12 protein-coding genes are annotated in these 16,805 nt (G+C 36.8%); 7 read left to right on the top strand and 5 right to left on the bottom strand.

Annotated features, from left to right (window positions below; all coding sequences use genetic code 11):
- The first annotated feature begins 99 nt into the window (after positions 1–99).
- The 5 genes from nirB (at position 100) to ACU1LP_RS14980 (ending at position 6,720) form a co-directional block, all read left to right on the top strand.
- Positions 100–2,616, top strand: coding sequence for a nitrite reductase large subunit NirB (nirB, locus tag ACU1LP_RS15000; RefSeq protein WP_445734584.1), 2,517 nt, complete (start codon positions 100–102; stop codon positions 2,614–2,616).
- 268 nt (positions 2,617–2,884) lie between these two features.
- Positions 2,885–3,262: a nitrite reductase small subunit NirD gene (gene nirD, locus ACU1LP_RS14995; RefSeq protein WP_445734585.1), complete on the top strand. Its 378-nt coding sequence runs from the start codon at positions 2,885–2,887 to the stop codon at positions 3,260–3,262.
- Positions 3,263–3,279: 17 nt separating this feature from the next.
- Complete coding sequence (locus ACU1LP_RS14990) at positions 3,280–3,864, top strand: DUF4202 domain-containing protein (RefSeq protein WP_445734586.1); 585 nt, start codon at positions 3,280–3,282, stop codon at positions 3,862–3,864.
- Between the two features lie 104 nt (positions 3,865–3,968).
- Positions 3,969–5,795: an ATP-binding protein gene (locus tag ACU1LP_RS14985; protein WP_445733123.1), complete on the top strand. Its 1,827-nt coding sequence runs from the start codon at positions 3,969–3,971 to the stop codon at positions 5,793–5,795.
- 259 nt (positions 5,796–6,054) lie between these two features.
- Positions 6,055–6,720 carry a response regulator transcription factor gene (locus ACU1LP_RS14980; protein ID WP_445734379.1) on the top strand — a complete coding sequence of 222 codons (666 nt, stop codon included), beginning with the start codon at positions 6,055–6,057 and terminating at the stop codon, positions 6,718–6,720.
- Between the two features lie 817 nt (positions 6,721–7,537).
- Here ACU1LP_RS14980 and ACU1LP_RS14975 read toward each other — a convergent pair.
- The 5 genes from ACU1LP_RS14975 to ACU1LP_RS14955 form a co-directional block, all read right to left on the bottom strand.
- Complete coding sequence (locus tag ACU1LP_RS14975) at positions 7,538–7,780, bottom strand: hypothetical protein (RefSeq protein ID WP_445734380.1); 243 nt, start codon at positions 7,778–7,780, stop codon at positions 7,538–7,540.
- Between the two features lie 210 nt (positions 7,781–7,990).
- Positions 7,991–9,094: an HNH endonuclease gene (locus ACU1LP_RS14970; protein WP_445736683.1), complete on the bottom strand. Its 1,104-nt coding sequence runs from the start codon at positions 9,092–9,094 to the stop codon at positions 7,991–7,993.
- Positions 9,042–10,091 carry a DNA adenine methylase gene (locus ACU1LP_RS14965; protein ID WP_445734382.1) on the bottom strand — a complete coding sequence of 350 codons (1,050 nt, stop codon included), beginning with the start codon at positions 10,089–10,091 and terminating at the stop codon, positions 9,042–9,044. The genes ACU1LP_RS14970 and ACU1LP_RS14965 overlap by 53 nt, the downstream gene beginning before the upstream one ends.
- A complete protein-coding gene (locus ACU1LP_RS14960; protein WP_445734383.1) occupies positions 10,084–11,082 on the bottom strand; it encodes a DNA cytosine methyltransferase in 999 nt (332 codons plus the stop codon). Before ACU1LP_RS14960 ends, ACU1LP_RS14965 begins: the two co-directional genes overlap by 8 nt.
- A complete protein-coding gene (locus ACU1LP_RS14955) occupies positions 11,079–11,402 on the bottom strand; it encodes a helix-turn-helix domain-containing protein (RefSeq protein ID WP_445736682.1) in 324 nt (107 codons plus the stop codon). Before ACU1LP_RS14955 ends, ACU1LP_RS14960 begins: the two co-directional genes overlap by 4 nt.
- A gap of 317 nt (positions 11,403–11,719) precedes the next feature.
- On the opposite strand from ACU1LP_RS14955, the gene ACU1LP_RS14950 reads away from it, so the two are divergent.
- Together ACU1LP_RS14950 and ACU1LP_RS14945 are read left to right on the top strand one after the other, a co-directional pair.
- Positions 11,720–13,153, top strand: a complete 1,434-nt coding sequence (locus tag ACU1LP_RS14950; RefSeq protein ID WP_445734827.1) for an MFS transporter — start codon at positions 11,720–11,722, stop codon at positions 13,151–13,153.
- Between the two features lie 121 nt (positions 13,154–13,274).
- Positions 13,275–16,796: a molybdopterin-dependent oxidoreductase gene (locus ACU1LP_RS14945; RefSeq protein WP_445736681.1), complete on the top strand. Its 3,522-nt coding sequence runs from the start codon at positions 13,275–13,277 to the stop codon at positions 16,794–16,796.
- Positions 16,797–16,805: the final 9 nt, after the last annotated feature.

Here is a 16,805-nt window from a genome sequence, read left to right as displayed (position 1 = left end):
ACGAGCATGTTAAAAGCATTATTACCCAACGAAATGATTAATAGCGAACAGTCCCGATAGCTATCGGGATGACAATTTAAAAACAATAAATATAAACACATGAAAAAAATTATTGTTGTAGGTAACGGAATGGTAGGATATAAATTTTGTGAAAAATTTGTAGCACTTGCTAAAGACAAAAAGTTTCAGTTAACTGTTTTTGGTGAAGAACCCAGACCAGCTTATGATCGTGTTCATTTAAGCGAGTTTTTTCAGAGTAAAAATGCGAAAGCATTGGAAATGGCTCCGCGACAATGGTATGAAGAACATGGTATTGAACTGGTAACGGACGAACGGATTACTGCCATTCATCGTGTTTCTAAAAAAATTACGACTTCAAAAGATTTGAATTATAAGTACGATTACTTAGTATTGGCAACAGGATCTGCGCCTTTTGTGCCGAATATTCCAGGTGTAGAGAAGAAAGGCATTTTTGTTTACAGAACCATAGAAGATTTGGAGGCGATGCTTTCTTATGCAGATAAACTTAAAAAAGGGAAGAAAGAAACTGTAAAAGCGGCTGTGTTAGGTGGTGGATTATTAGGTTTGGAAGCTGCAAAAGCGGTTATGGATATGGGTTTTGAACCGCATGTGGTGGAGTTTGCATCTAAGCTGATGCCCCGTCAGTTAGATACCAGAGCGAGTAAAGTTCTGCAAGAAAAAATAGAATCGTTGGGCATTCATGTGCATTTGTCCAAAGCCACCAATAAAATACTGGGTGATAAAAGTATTACAGGGATGGAGTTTGGCGAATACGATAAAATTGACGTGGAAATGTTGGTTATTTCCGCAGGAATCAGACCTCGTGATGAGTTGGCAAAAACCTGTTATTTAGAAATGGGCGTTCGAGGTGGCATTGTTGTTAATGACAGAATGCAAACATCGGATCCTGAAATTTACGCCATTGGCGAGGTGGCTTTATATAACCAAATGATTTATGGTTTGGTAGCTCCGGGATACGATATGGCTGGGGTTGCTGTGAACCAAATTATTGGAAATACGGAGGTTTTAATGGAAAGCGACATCGATATGTCAACCAAACTAAAATTGATTGGTGTGGATGTGGCGAGTTACGGCGAACCTTTTATGCCTGTTGAAAAAGGCTATTCCATTATTTATGAAAACAAAACGAAGAATTTATACAAACGTATCAACATCAGTCATGATGGTAAAAACCTTTTAGGAGGCATTTTAGTCGGTGATGCATCTGATTATAATATGTTCCACCAGATTTATTTGAACGGATTGCCCATTCCGGAAGATGCTGAAGAATTGATTCTTGGTAGTCGAGGAGAAGGTAGGTCGTCGTTTGGTAGCGTGATGGATATTCCGGATGCAGCCCAGGTTTGTTCATGCGAAAGCGTGACCAAAGGCATGATTTGCTGTTCCATAACCGAAGGCGATTGTAATAATTTAGGCGATGTTATCACTAAAACCAAAGCAACAACGGGTTGCGGTGGCTGTAAACCGATGGTGGTCGATTTGGTAAATGAAACCCTTAAATCTTTAGGGAAAGAAGTTAAAGTAACGCTTTGCGAGCACTTTGGTTTCAACCGTCAGGAATTATACGATTTAATAAAAGTAAATAAAGTGAAGGATTATGACGAAGCACTTAATTTATTTGGAGAAGGCGATGGTTGTGAAGTTTGTAAACCCGCATTGGCATCTATTTTTGCGACCATTACTATGGAAACGCCCAATAAACAAGTGGCCATTCAAGATACTAATGATAGATTCCTAGCAAACATTCAACGTAATGGAACGTATTCGGTTGTGCCAAGAATTGCTGGTGGTGAAATTACCCCTGATAAACTTATAGTTATTGGTGAAGTTGCTAAAAAATACGATTTATATACAAAGATAACAGGCGGACAACGTATCGATTTATTTGGAGCGCAATTGCACGAGTTGCCACTTATTTGGAAAGAATTGATTGATGCTGGTTTTGAAAGCGGGCATGCTTACGGGAAATCGTTAAGAACCGTAAAAAGTTGTGTCGGTTCTACGTGGTGCCGTTACGGCATGCACGAAAGCGTGACGTTTGCGATTGAAATTGAAAATCGTTACAAAGGTTTGCGTTCACCACATAAATTAAAAGGTGGGGTTTCAGGTTGTATCAGGGAATGTGCCGAAGCTAGAGGAAAAGATTTTGGATTGATAGCTGTTGATGGTGGTTGGAACTTATACGTTTGTGGCAATGGTGGCGCCACACCAAAACACGCTATTTTGTTTGCTGAACAATTAGACGATGCCACTGCAATAAAATACTTAGATAGATTCTTGATGTTTTACATCCGTACCGCAGGCCCTTTAGTGAGGACAGCTCCTTGGTTGGAAAAATTGGATGGTGGCATTGAATATTTAAAGAAAGTAATTATTGAAGATTCATTGGGAATTGCAGAAGACTTGGAACTGGAAATGCAAGGACTTGTTAACAAATACGAATGTGAATGGAAACAAGCCATTGAAGACCCGAATATGGCGAAACGTTTCAAACATTTTGTGAATTCGGATGATACGGATGATAACTTGGTGTTTGTGCCGATGCGTGAGCAGAAAATGCCGAAGGCGTGGTAGATTTTTGAAAGACCTGTCAGGTTTTGAAAACCTGACAGGTCTTATGACCGAAGGCTGAAAACTGCGACTGTACACTGCTGACTGCCCCGCGTTAGGGATTGAAGCGATATCCTTTTTTAAAACAGGAATATAAAAAACTTGGGTAAGCAAAGAATAGGCAGATTGCCACGTCCTGCGTCCTCGCAATGACGTTTTAAAAAAGATTTAGCGTAAAGCCCGACCCGAAGGGAAACGCCCAAATAAATAATAGAAATAAAAAATTTTAGATATGCAAGATGTTTTAAATCAATACGATACTGTTAGTGAAGGCGATGTGAAAACCTGGTTTGAGGTGGGTGCAGCAAGCGATTTTCCGGAGAATAGTGGTGCGTGTATAAAGTACAAAACCAAGCAAATTGCGGTGTATAATTTTGCGAGAAAAGATGCTTGGTATGCCTGCCAAAATTTGTGTCCACATAAAATGGAAATGGTATTGTCTTTGGGAATGATTGGCGATAAAGATGGTATTGCGAAAGTGGCTTGCCCGATGCACAAAAAGAATTTTTCGTTGGAAGATGGCACTAATTTAGGGGGCGATGGTTTGAAAATTGCGGTATATCCTGTTAAAATTGAAGGCGGAAATGTGTATATTGGCTTTTCAGATTAACAGAAAAACAACAGATAATGAAGCCAACACGATTTGAAATTGCCATTGCACTCATTGATAAAAAAAATTCGGAAGACCCCAATACTTACCAGAGCCATGGATTGAATTTCCCAAAGGAATTGTTGTATTCGCAACGTATGTCGCAAAAATTATTGCAATTTAAACCAGATGCATCCAGAGCGTTACAAATTGCGGCACGGGCACAACATATTTGCCGTTGGAAAATTGCCCGGGACGAATACCCTATGGATAGGGTAGGGTATTTAAAATGGCGGGAAACGCTTAAAAAAATGCATGCTGAAATGACTTCGGATATTTTAAAGGACGTGGGATACGACGCTGAATTTATGGAGCGCGTGTCTTTTTTAATCAATAAAAAACTCATTAAAAAGAACGAAGAAAGCCAAACCATTGAAGATGTAATCTGTTTGGTGTTTTTGGATTATTATTTTGAGGAATTTGCGGCAAAACACGACGACGAGAAGCTGATTGACATCCTTAAAAAAACATGGGTTAAAATGAGTGATGAAGGCCATGCAGAAGCTTTAAAAATTAAATATTCAGATAAAAGTTCGGCGTTGGTAAAACGGGCTATTTCTTAATTTAATCACTTTTACTCAAAAAAAAATTACCGCGAATTCGCAAATTATTTTTAAAAATATTGTAAAAAAAATTTGTGAGTTTGCGGTAAAAAAATAATTCAAAAATGACAAAAAACGGTAATTCATTAGATCAGCGCACTTTTGATAGATTAAGCCGTTTGTACATTATTGCATTAAGTACCATTGCGCTTTCGGTCATTGTGAGTCAAATTTTGGTGCGCAAACATTTAAACGACCAGCAAAGTGATTCCTCAGTCATTAACGTGGCGGGTAGGCAGCGTATGTTGAGTCAGAAACTGACCAAGGAAATCGTTTCACTTTCCACCGAAAACACTTCAGAGGAACGCCTACATCTTAAAGAAAAAATCAAGCAGACCTTAAAAGTTTGGGAACGATCGCACCATGCCCTTCAAAACGGGAATGATAGTTTGGGGTTGCCGGGTAAGAACAGCGTCATCATTAAACAAAAGTTTAGGGATTTAGACCCAACATTCAACACCATAAGTATTGCTTCAAAGGCCATTATTGAAAAAATTGAAAACATACCGCCTTTGCCTTTATCGGAATTTATTTATGATATTGAAAAGGTAAAAGAGAACGAAGGTCATTTTTTGGTGGTGATGGACCAAATCGTTAATCAGTACGATTTGGAAGCCAATGAAAAGGTAAGTTGGTTGCGAAAGTTGGAACTATTATTAATGGCGCTGACCATGTTGATATTATTGGGAGAATTTTTGTTTATTTTTTGGCCAGCGGCAAAATCGGTTAAAACAACGCTTTCCGAATTATTGATTGCCGAAAAGAAAGCCAAAAAAATGGCTTTTGATGCCGATGCCTTGAGTATGGCGAAAGAAAAATCCATTAAGGAATTGCGGGCGTTAAGCCATGCCATGGATGAAACCCTGCTATTTGCCCGAATTTTACCCAATGGCACTTTGGTACATATAGGAAAGAAGTTTTCACGCCTTTTTAAATTCACAAAGTTTAATAGTACCAGTCAGTTTTCACAAGTGCTTTCCATAAATGAAACCGAGCAATTGGCTATAGAAAATTTAATAGCGAAGCATAAAAAAACAGGCTGGCAAGGCGAAGTAAAAGCGACTACCAAAGACCAACATGATGTTTGGTTGGAAATGGCGATGATTCCGTTTAATCCGTCGGACGACAAATCGGAGCTCCTCATTATTGCTTCCGAAATTACAGCACGAAAAGCGGCGCAGTTAGAAATTGCACGATTGACCAAGGAAAGTTTTGAAGAGAAAATGAACCAGCAAAAGGTGGTTTCCAGTCAGATTATTGAAAATCAGGAAAAGGAACAAAACCGCATTGCCAAGGATGTTCACGATGGTATTGGGCAAATGTTAACGGGTTTAAAATTCAATTTAGAAAGCATCGATATGAAGGATATTGATAAAACCGCTTCTAAAATTGAACACCTTAAAGAACTGACTTCAAACATCATCAAAGGCGTTAGAACGGCAACCTTTAATTTAACCCCACCGGAACTGTCCGATCATGGTATTGTGCCGGCAATCACCAAATTAACCCAGGAATTAGTGAAGCTTACGGGCAAAAACATTGTGCTTTTCAATAAAACGGATTTTAACCAGCGATTGGATTCGTTGGTGGAAATCAATATTTACCGTATTACCCAAGAAGCTATTAACAATGCCATAAAATATGCCAATTCCACGCATATTCTAGTGTCTTTATCACATAGCGAAAACATACTAAGTATTGTGGTGGATGATAATGGGAAAGGTTTTGACCCCACGAAAGTCAAAAATGTAAAAAATGGCGATGGCGGTATGGGCATGACGTTTATGCGTGAACGTATTAAATATATTGACGGACGATTGTTTTTGAATTCGGAAGAAGGGAAGGGAACACGTGTTACGTTGAACATCCCGTTAAGCAGGGCAAACACATGAGTAAAGAAATAACCGCAAATTCCTTCGCCAGTTCGCTCTTTCAGCCTCGTGTCGCAGATTTTTTCTTTAAAATTAAATGTCACTAATAGTGATGCATTAATTTGCGCAAATTCCGCTTAAAGCGGTCTTTTCACCATCAAAATTAATTGAAAATTTGCGAATTTGCGGTAAATAAACTCGTACGTTTGCTGTTATACCTTTAAGTAATTAAGTATTTCTACGTAATTTTTAATAAATTTGTGTAAATAAAGTTTAAGAAATGAACACTATAAATGTAGTTTTAGCGGACGACCACGTATTGGTAAGAGATGGTATCAAGGCACTTTTGGAAGACCAAGAAGGCATTCATGTTATTGATGAAGCTTCCAACGGAAAAGAAGCCCTGGAGGTTATAAAAAAGAACAAACCACATGTGTTGATTGTCGATATTAGGATGCCAGAACTTAATGGTATTGAGGTGGTTGCGGAAGTCACTAAAAACTATTCCGATGTTCGGACTTTGGTACTTTCCATGCACGATTCCGAAGAATACGTCGTAAAAGCCATTCAAGCGGGTGCCGATGGTTATTTGTTAAAAGGCGCCAGTAAGGAGGAATTTTTAAAAGCCCTGTATAAAGTAGCTGCTGGTGGCAAGTATTTTACGGGTGATATTTCGTCCATTATCATGAACAATTTTGTGAATGGAAATAGGTCGTTAGACAACACTTCCACCGAAACAAAACCAGAAGACCCCTTCAATCTTACCAAAAGGGAAAAACAGATTTTAAATCTCGTTTTACAGTTGAAAAACAACAAGGATATTGCTGACGAACTTCAAATAAGCAAGCGTACCGCCGAAGTACACCGTTTTAATTTGATGAAAAAACTGGACGTTAAAAACCTTATGGAACTGAATAATAAAGCTAAGGAGTTTGAGTTGGTTTAGTTTGTATTGCGGTGCATTTTGTCTCACGTCTTTAAGATGTGTACCCAAAAAGCAAAAAATGGTCCAAATCTGAGTTCATTTTAAATATTGTGAACATCATTAATAATCAAAAGTTTATAAAGTCGCGTCATTGCGAATTTTACTTTTTTTTAAGTAAAATGTGGCAATCTGCTTATCAATAAACAGATTACTTCTCCCGATAACTATCTGGACGTGCCTCCTTCGCAAAGACGTATCTCGTGTTCGATTCAACTTCAAAGCAAACGTACCGCCGAAGTACACCGTTTTAATTTAATGAAAAAAATAGACGTTAAAAACCTTATGGAACTGAATAATAAGGCTAAGGAGTTTGAGTTGGTTTGAGGTTTAGAAAATGATTTTTGGTTAGAACGATTTTTATTCATTTTTTGGGTTTAATACCCCGAGGGTTGCCTCGTTTTTGTTTTTTTTTGGAATTTAGTTTTTGCCTTTTTGGAATTTTAATACCTCGTACCCTTGGGTCGAGGTAGTTTATTTCGTTCTCTTTAGGTTTGGTGGATTTTGTCTAGTATCAAAAACATCAATAATTTCTACTCGATTTTTGGGTTCGTTTATCCAATAGATTATTTTATAATTTTTATGGACTAAATATCTAAATTCTTGTTTTCGTTCTTTAAGAAGGACTTCAATTTGCCCGATTTTTGGTTGCTTTTTTAAAATAAGAGTTTCATTGTAGATGCCTGTAACATTTTTTTAGCAACAGAAGTATTTGCTTTTTCTTTATAATGTTCAAAAATATTTTGTAATTCTATTTCGCCAAATTCAGTTCAAAAAAGATCTAATTCCATTTGTCAATTTTGGCTTTTAAATCACTTGCACTTATTAGTTTTCCATTTTTTGAATCTTCCATGGATTTGTCAATTCTATTATTGAATTCCTCCATGGTCATTTCGTCAAACTCATTTAAATTTGTAGAATTATTTTCCTTTCTTAGCATAGTCTCAAGGCGAGAAATTAATTCCTCACTTTGTACTTTAAGAAAATCTTGAATAAATGCTATTTTTCGTGTTTGAATATCCATATTAGTTTAACCTTTTATCAAAGATACAAAATTACGAATTCAGTATTTGTTTTTCTTTAATTGCCAAACAACTTCAAATTAGCAAGCGCACTGCCGAAGTGCACCGTTTTAGTTTAATGAAAAATTGGATGATAAAAATCTTATGGAACTAAAGGGGATGTGTAACTTTTGACTTTAATTTTACTCGAGCGTATTGCAAATGTAAATAACTTATGCTCTGGCGTCAATTGTTGTCATTAAATTTCTATGATAAGCTAAATAGTCTTTTCTTTTTTCGTTTAAAATTGTGTCTTCGAGTTTATAGTCCTTCCAAAAGTCTTTTACATCTTCGGAAATTCTATTCGAAAACAACATAGTTCCATCATCTGTAAATGAAATATATTTTAAGTCAAAAAGAGAATCGATTGTACGACTTAATAATAAGCCATTATTTGGGTCGTAAGCTTCAATTTCGTCAGATTCTATAAATGGTTTAATATGACTTGCTATTAGCACAGGATAAGATAGATGTTCTAAAACACACATTGGGTTGCCATATATCTCCTCACATTCCTCTTGTAATTGATTTTTGTATAATCTGTGTAAATATGGGTCTCTCCGTTTTGTAATTGCTTTTAAATCTTCTCCAAAAATTTGTTCTGCATCTTCTTTAAAATACAGGTCTTCTCCGATAAAAACCAAATCGTCTAATTTGCCCAAAAGGTTATATAGATAAGCTATTTGATTATATTTTCTTTTAATAAATCCGATGTCGTTCGCTTCTTTTACGTATTCTTGATGTTCAAATTCAGTTATGAAAGAATTTGGATACCCTTCAATATCGACAAGCATCAAAGCAATGATTTCTTCTTTAGATAACTTTCCCTTTTCAATTAAAGATTGAATCAGAAAATTTATCTGTTTTATTGAAGATTCATTGTTTACAGCTCTATTGAAACTCGAATTTGAATAAACAATTTTCGACAAAAGTGTTTCTCTTTTTTTATTGGTTCTCGCTTCAACATATTCTTTTGCTTGAGGGTGATATGAAACTAAAAATGAGTTAACAAAACCCATCTTAACCAATTGATTAATAGATTTTCGAATAGAAATATGGTTAATTGGATTTACTTTATAAATTTCGTCTTGAAGCCTTGAATACTTTTCATCTGAATATTCTTCTGTTTGATAGTCATCAATAAATTTGATGCAAACAGCCAAAGTATCTAAAAATTTTCCACCGTTGTAATCGGTAAAAGCATTGGTCAATTTCCAATACTCTTCATAGTTCTGCTGTGGCATAATTCTTTTTAATATTTTTTTGAAGTAGTTCATTCTTTACGATGAATAAGTATTCTTTATTTTTTTCTTTCTTTTCTTTTCCTGTGATTTTATAAATGTGTTTTCTCTCAATGACTTGAACATTATCCGAATATTTATTCAGTAGATAGAGCAGTTCATTTTTTGATGGAAAAGAAGAATTATTATAACTTAAATACCAGTATTTAAAGTTTGATAATTTTGAAAATAATTTATCAAATAGTGCAACAGCATTGTTTTTATTGATGAAATTATTTTCAAACGGTTCTGTTTTTCTTGAAGTTATAAAATCATCCACCAAACCATAAAACCCAAAATAATTATTCATTGTGCCAGTATATGGTGGGTCTAAATAAATAATATCTGCTTTGACTGTATCTAATAAATTAAAAACATCGTCATTGTATGCTTTGTTTTCCTTATTGTTATTAAATACAGCATTGTTATACTCATCTAAATTTTTTAGAAAATGAAATTTGAAAGATTGGTTGTGATAGGCTCTTCTACGTTTGTACTTATCATAACTGTATTCTTCATCTCTCAACTGAACTATCTTATCCCAATTAAGGTTAAAGCGAGAATATGGCATTTTTCTTATCATAGCTCTTCTTATTAAAGAAAAAGCTAATGATTTTTTTTCTTCTGTATCTAACTTTTCAATGTTCTTTCTGTATAAATCAAGTTCTTTGCATTCTTCTGGGAAAAAATAAACTTCCGAATAATTGTCGAACATAAAACCCTCAAATGGTTTGCCTGAAAATATTATATCAATATCTTCTTTGTTAAGTAGCGACGTGTTGTTTTGAATTAATGCGTTAGCAATATGATAGTTTATTTCTAAAATATCATTTGTGTAAACTTCTAAACCTCGAAATTTAGCTTCGTAGCTTAAAGAGCAGCCTCCAGAAAAAGCATCAAAAAGTGTTTCTGCATCTTGCGGAAATTGGTCGCAAATCCATTTCGCGATTTTTTCTTTATTGCCAATATAATTGACTTTAGGATATTTAAACATTTCCGCTCATTTTGATAATTATTTTTGCAATTGCTTCTGCCATTTTTGGTGGAACAGAATTTCCTACCTGTTGTTGTTGCGATATTCTATTTCCTTTAAATATAAAGTTGTCAGGAAATGATTGCAATTTTGCAAGTTCGCGAACTGTTAATGCTCTGTTCTGTTCGTAATGAAAAATTTTACGCATATCACCAGTTACACAAACCGAAGGTTTATCACTCGCATATTTAATATACTTTCTAACATCACCTGATTTTGGTCTAATTTTAACAGGAATTTCGTTTCTGTCTCCACCATCAGAAATATAGCTCATTTTATTTAGCATTTGTTCGGAATGCGACATGGCGATATGGTTAGGAATTGAAGATTCCTCTCCGGATTCTAATTTTGGATATTTTGATAATGCTTCTTTTACAGAAACATATTTTTCAATTTCTTTTGGTGGAAATTCAATTTTTTGATTCGTTGAAGAGCCGATGAAAATTACTCTTTTTCTAACTTGGGGAACACCATAATCTGCTGAATTTAAAATCTTACAATCTACTTTGTAACCCAATTTTTCAAAATCCTTTATGATTTCCTTTCTTGTTTCTCCTTTATTGTGATTGTATAGTCTTGCAACATTCTCCATTACAAAGAATTTGGGTTTTATAACTTTTACGACTCTTACAAATTCTTTAAATAATCTATTTCGTGGGTCGTCAACAAATTTTCTGCCAATATTTCCTGCAATACTAAAACCTTGACAAGGTGGTCCGCCAATTACAACTTCTATTTCGTCAAATTCTTTGAGATATTTTATTTCAGAATCAGATAACGCACAAATGTCTTTTTCGATAAGTTGATGATTCGAAAAGTTATGTTTGTATGTTTCGCAAAAACTTGGCTCAACATCAACAGAAAAGACATTTTGAAAACCTATGTTGTCAAAACCTAAAGAGAAACCACCAGCTCCAGAAAATAAGTCTATATATTTTAGTTTAGTTTTCATAAATCTAATTCTGCTTGTTTAACATTTGTATTCTTCAAATAGTTTGCAGTATCTTCAGCTACTGAAAAAATAGAATCCGAACATTTGTATTTAAATGCTTCCCTTGCAAATTTATCTGCGAAGAATAAATCCGTTATTTTTTGTAATTCGAATTCGAATAAAGTAGCGAGTGATTTGAGTTTAGATTTGCTAAATTTTTGGGTACCGTTTTCAATTCTACTAATAGCACTTGAATTAATTCCGATTTTCGCTCCAAATTCAGTTTGTGTCCATTCTCTTTTTTCTCTTTCAGTTTTAATAAAATGTCCGAAACTTGCCATATTTACAGTTTTACAAAAAAAGGATTTGACCTATTTTTAGCAAATGTAATAATTATTTGCGATTTTTATATCAAGTTCATTATTTTTTTTGCTGTGGAAAGGACAGCCATACTTGTTCAAAATAATGATACTTTTAAATGTTATCATCTCCATTCTCCAATTTCATTATTCTTCAATGCTTATCAACCTCTTTTTTATCAATTCCTCAAAATCCACATTCCAAAATTATCAACATCACATTTATTTTTAATTAATACGTATTCTATATATTTAATTAAGTATAAATACTTAGTTTTGTACGTATAAAAATACTTATTATGAATATTACAGCATCACAAAAAGCCACAAAACTCAATTTACTCAATTTAAAATCCATCCCCATACGTACTTTCTGGATTACGTCTATATCATTCTTTATGTGCTTTTTCGCATGGTTTGGTATCGTACCGTTTATGCCCGATGTGGTTCGGGATTTAGGCTTAACACCTGCCCAAAAATGGAACTCCATTATTTTAGCGGTTACAGGAACGGTTTTCGCAAGGTTGCTGATTGGTAAATTATGCGATAAATATGGCCCACGTTTATGTTATACTTGGTTATTGATTTTAGGATCCATCCCCGTCATAGCCTGTGGTTTGGTGCAAACACCACTACAGTTTTTGGTTTGTAGATTGTTTATCGGTTTTATCGGTGCCTCGTTTGTTATTACGCAAGTACACACGTCACTTATGTTTGCACCGAACATCGTTGGGACTGCCAACGCCACATCCGCAGGATGGGGTAATTTGGGAGGTGGCGCTAACCGTTTAGGAATGCCTTTAATTGCTGCTGCGGTGGTAAGTTTTGGGGTTTCAGACGCAAATGCTTGGAGATATTCCTTGGTTGTTGTTGGAACTCTTTGTTTTTTAATGGGCTTGGTATATTATTTTTTTACACAAGATACGCCTGAAGGTAATTTTAAGGAATTAAGAGCTTCTGGTGAAAAAGTAACCACCAAAAAAGACCAAGTGGGCTTTTTAACGGTGTTGAAAGATTACAGAACTTGGGTACTTTTCATGGTGTATGCCGCTTCTTTTGGTATAGAACTTACCGTGTATGGCACTATGGATGATTACCTTCAAAATACCTTTCAACTGGAACGATTGACCGCAGGAAACATCGTATTATCATTCGCTTTAATGAATATTTTTGCACGGACTCTTGGTGGCTATTTCGGTGATATGTTTGGAAAACTTAAAGGTTTGCGAGGACGCGTTTTGTTTCTGTCGGCTATATTGTCATTGGAAGGGATTATGCTCGTTACATTTTCAGTAACCACCAGTATCATTTTGGGGATTGTATTTTTAATCTTGTTCAGTTTAACCGTTCAAATGGCAGAAGGCGCCACGTTTTCGGTCGTGCCATTTATAAATAGCAAAGCGATTGGTTCGGTTTCTGGTATTGTGGGCGCTGGCGGAAATGTGGGTGCATTTCTAGCGGCGTTATTGCTGAAATCGAAGTCCGCTGTAGCCGAAAAAGCAGCCATCGTTGCCAATCAAGGTTTGGGTGATGGATTTGTTAAATCCGCCCAATCCACTGCCGCTTCAACTGCAGTTTCCAGTGGTTATTTTATTATTGGGTTTGTAGTCGTTTTAACGGGAGTATTGGCGCTTGCCATCCGTTTTTCCACCAAAGAGGACATGGTGGTGGAAACGAAATCAAACCCAGGGGAACCCATCGGAAAATTGATAGCAGTAAAAGCGGATAATTAGTATTGATTTTTTATAGATTAAAAAGTTTCAATAGTCTTTTTTTATGGGATTGGTAATAATAAACCTTGAACTTGTAAAATGGTATTAAATGTCTTTAATTCGTATTTAAACGCTGATGTAAATGCTGAAAAATGAAGTAAAAACCACCTGTTCGTATTGTGGTGTTGGTTGCGGAATCATTGTTAAGAAAGACCTTAACAACAAGGTTTTTGTTGAAGGCGATAAGGACCATCCCGTAAACCGTGGCATGCTGTGTTCCAAAGGGATGAACTTGCATTACGTAGTCAATGATACGTCCGATAGGATTTTATATCCCGAAATGCGATGGAGCCGTTCGCACCCTCGTGAGCGTGTGAGTTGGGATGATGCGTTGGATAGAGCTGCCAGCGTTTTTAAATCCATTATAAAAAAACACGGTCCGGATAGTGTGGCGTTTTATGTGTCCGGACAAAGTTTAACCGAAGAATATTACATTGCCAACAAACTCACCAAAGGCTTTTTAGGAACGAATAACATCGACACGAACTCGCGTTTGTGCATGAGTTCTGCCGTAGTGGGCTATAAAAAAACATTTGGGGAAGATAGTGTGCCCGTTTCTTATGAAGATATTGAATTGGCGGATTGTTTTCTAATCACTGGAGCAAACCCTGCATGGTGCCATCCCATTCTTTTCAGACGCATCGAGCAACATAAAGAGAAAAATCCCGATGTTAAAATCATCGTTATTGATCCCCGAAAAACGGATTCCGCCAATTTTGCCGATTTGCACCTGCAACTCATCCCGGGAACGGATGTTATTCTTTACAATGCCATTGGGAGATGTTTGTATAAACGCGGACTGATTGATGAAGATTTTATAAACAATCATACCGAAGGATTTTCAGATTATAAAGAACAAATTTTTGCCACCTCACTTAACGACGCTTCCAAAATTTGCGGTGTTCCTGAAACGGATATTCGAAAAGCGGCGGATATTATCGGACTTTCAAAAGGCTTTATAAGCATGTGGGCCATGGGGCTCAACCAAAGTGTGGTGGGCACCGATAAAAATACGGCTTTGTTAAATCTGTCATTGATAACAGGACAAGTAGGGAAACCGGGTTCAGGACCGTTTTCATTAACGGGACAACCGAATGCGATGGGCGGACGCGAAGTGGGCGGTATGGCAAATTTATTGGCGGTCCATAAAGATTTGCAAAAAGAGGAACACCGTAGGGAAGTCGCCCAGTTTTGGGGTGTCGATAAAATTTCACCAAAACCGGGTTTAACGGCTACCGAAATGTTTGATGCTTTGGAATCTGGAAAACTAAAGGCCATTTGGATTGCGTGTACCAATCCCTTGGTCAGCTTACCAAATACGCACCGTATTGAACGCGCCATGAAAAACGCCAAGTTTGTGGTGGTTCAAGAGATTTCGCATAAATCCGATACGTTGGCTTTTGCCGATTTAGTACTTCCCGCTGCCGGTTGGTTGGAAAAGGAAGGCACGATGACGAATTCCGAGCGTCGTATTTCCTATTTGCCAAAAGAAATCAACGCTCCGGGAGAAGCCAGACCCGATGTGGAAATTTTCTGCGATTTTGCCCAACGTATGGGCTTCCGTGGTTTTAATTTCAACAGTGCCGAAGAAATCTATGATGAATATTGTTCCATGACCAAAGGAACGAAAATTGATATTTCCTTTTTAAATTACGATCGGTTAAAGAACGAAGGCACGTTTCAATGGCCCGTTTCAGAGTACCGCCATGCTGGAACACCTCGACTTTTTCAGGATAAAAAATTCTATACGCCATCGCAAAAAGCGATTTTTAATGTCGCAACAAGTATTGAAAATACCTCATTGCAACCCAACGACACCTATCCGTTGGTTTTAACTACGGGCAGGGTACGCGACCAATGGCATACCATGACGAAAACGGGCAAAGTATCGCGATTAAAAACGCATTATCCAACCCCGGTTTTGGAAATCAATCCGGTGGATGCCTATTTATGTAAAATTAAAGAGGGCGATATCACCGAAATTAAAAGTGAAAACGGGGTGGTGCGGGTACGTGCCAAAGTAACCGATAATATTGTAAAAGGTTGCGTGTTTTTGCCCATGCATTGGGGCAAACAATTGCAGAGTGATTTAAATAGGGCCAATAATTTAACCAACACGCATGTTGATCCCATTTCCAAGGAACCCGATTTTAAATTCACTCGGGTATCGGTTTCAAAATATAAAAAACCTGTTGAAAAAATAATCATTGTTGGGGCAGGAGCAGCGGCATTCCGGTTTGTTCAGAATTATAGGGAATATAATGAAGTGGACGAAATCCACGTGTTTTCAAAAGAACCTAATTTATTCTACAACAGAGTCTTACTTCCTGAGTACGTAACCGAAGAATTAAGTTGGGAACAACTTCTTAAAATAAAACAAAAGGAGTTAAGCAAGTTAAATATCAAGCTTTATCCTGAAACGTCCATTAATAAAATTGATTCAGACGCTAAAATAGTCACGGATACCAACGGCGAGCAACATAGCTTCCATAAACTTATTTTGGCTACGGGGAGTCGGCCTTTCATCCCCAAAGATGTTCAATTGGATTTGCCAGGGCGTTTTACCATGCGAAATAAAAGTGATGCCGACCGATTTAAAGCCTATTTGGAAGCGACAGGTTTACCGCCCGAAGAACAGCACGTGGTTATTGTTGGCGGCGGCTTGTTAGGTTTGGAATTAGCAGCGGCCATGAAACATAAAAACGTAAAAATGACGATTATTCAGCGGGCTTCCAGATTGATGGAACGCCAATTGGATAAGGTTTCCAGTAAATTATTGGCGTTGGATGTGCAGGAACGTGGCATTCAGATTTACTTTGATAATGAGGTAAGTACCGTGTTTGATGATGATGAAACGGGCGAATTGAACATCACCCTTAAAAGCGGGAAATTCATCACGGCAAACGCCATTGTGTATGCTATTGGCACGATTCCAAATGTTGAAATAGCCAGGGAGAACGGCATTATTTGCAGCCGTGGGGTGAAGGTGAATCAGCATTTACAATCGTCGCATCCCGATATTTTTGCCATTGGGGAAATAGCAGAATTTAATAATCAGTTATTCGGAATTACCTCGGCTGCGGAAGAACAAGCTAACATTTTGGCAAACTTTATTGCGGGGGATATCAGTGGTGCTTACAACGGTTCGGTTTTAATGAATATTTTAAAGTTCAACGATCTCAATTTGTGCAGTATTGGTAATATAGATGTTCCTGAAAACGACGATTCGTATGAAGAAGTCATTTTTACCGATATTTCAAAACGCTATTACAAAAAATGTATCGTTAAAGATGATTTGCTGATAGGTGCGGTTTTAATGGGCGATAAAAACGAGTTTGCCGAATTTAAAACCATGATTGAAAGCAAAATCGAAATGGCGGATAAACGCAGCACGCTTTTACGGGGTGCTTCTAATGATGTGCCGGTAATTGGCAAATTGGTGTGTTCGTGCAGTCAGGTCGGTGCAGGAAACATTGAGGAAGCCATAAAAAGTGGCTGTGCCAATTTTACCGAACTGTGTAATAAAACAGGCGCAGGCTTGGGTTGTGGAAGCTGTAAAACCGAGGTAAGGGAAATTCTTAATAACACAAAAGTATTGGCATGATAAATTAGT

Source organism: Mariniflexile sp., assembly GCF_052728615.1.
This window is presented reverse-complemented; position numbering and strand designations above follow the sequence as displayed.

Bases quoted from the DNA above. Each gene is read 5' to 3' on its own strand.
- ACU1LP_RS14970 (WP_445736683.1), bottom strand. From the start codon at position 9,094: ATGAACTACTTCAAAAAAATATTAAAAAGAATTATGCCACAGCAGAAC.
- nirB (WP_445734584.1), top strand. From the start codon at position 100: ATGAAAAAAATTATTGTTGTAGGTAACGGAATGGTAGGATATAAATTT.
- ACU1LP_RS14980 (WP_445734379.1), top strand. From the start codon at position 6,055: ATGAACACTATAAATGTAGTTTTAGCGGACGACCACGTATTGGTAAGA.
- ACU1LP_RS14945 (WP_445736681.1), top strand. From the start codon at position 13,275: ATGCTGAAAAATGAAGTAAAAACCACCTGTTCGTATTGTGGTGTTGGT.
- ACU1LP_RS14975 (WP_445734380.1), bottom strand. From the start codon at position 7,780: ATGGATATTCAAACACGAAAAATAGCATTTATTCAAGATTTTCTTAAA.
- nirD (WP_445734585.1), top strand. From the start codon at position 2,885: ATGCAAGATGTTTTAAATCAATACGATACTGTTAGTGAAGGCGATGTG.
- ACU1LP_RS14965 (WP_445734382.1), bottom strand. From the start codon at position 10,091: ATGTTTAAATATCCTAAAGTCAATTATATTGGCAATAAAGAAAAAATC.
- ACU1LP_RS14955 (WP_445736682.1), bottom strand. From the start codon at position 11,402: ATGGCAAGTTTCGGACATTTTATTAAAACTGAAAGAGAAAAAAGAGAA.
- ACU1LP_RS14985 (WP_445733123.1), top strand. From the start codon at position 3,969: ATGACAAAAAACGGTAATTCATTAGATCAGCGCACTTTTGATAGATTA.
- ACU1LP_RS14950 (WP_445734827.1), top strand. From the start codon at position 11,720: ATGAATATTACAGCATCACAAAAAGCCACAAAACTCAATTTACTCAAT.
- ACU1LP_RS14960 (WP_445734383.1), bottom strand. From the start codon at position 11,082: ATGAAAACTAAACTAAAATATATAGACTTATTTTCTGGAGCTGGTGGT.
- ACU1LP_RS14990 (WP_445734586.1), top strand. From the start codon at position 3,280: ATGAAGCCAACACGATTTGAAATTGCCATTGCACTCATTGATAAAAAA.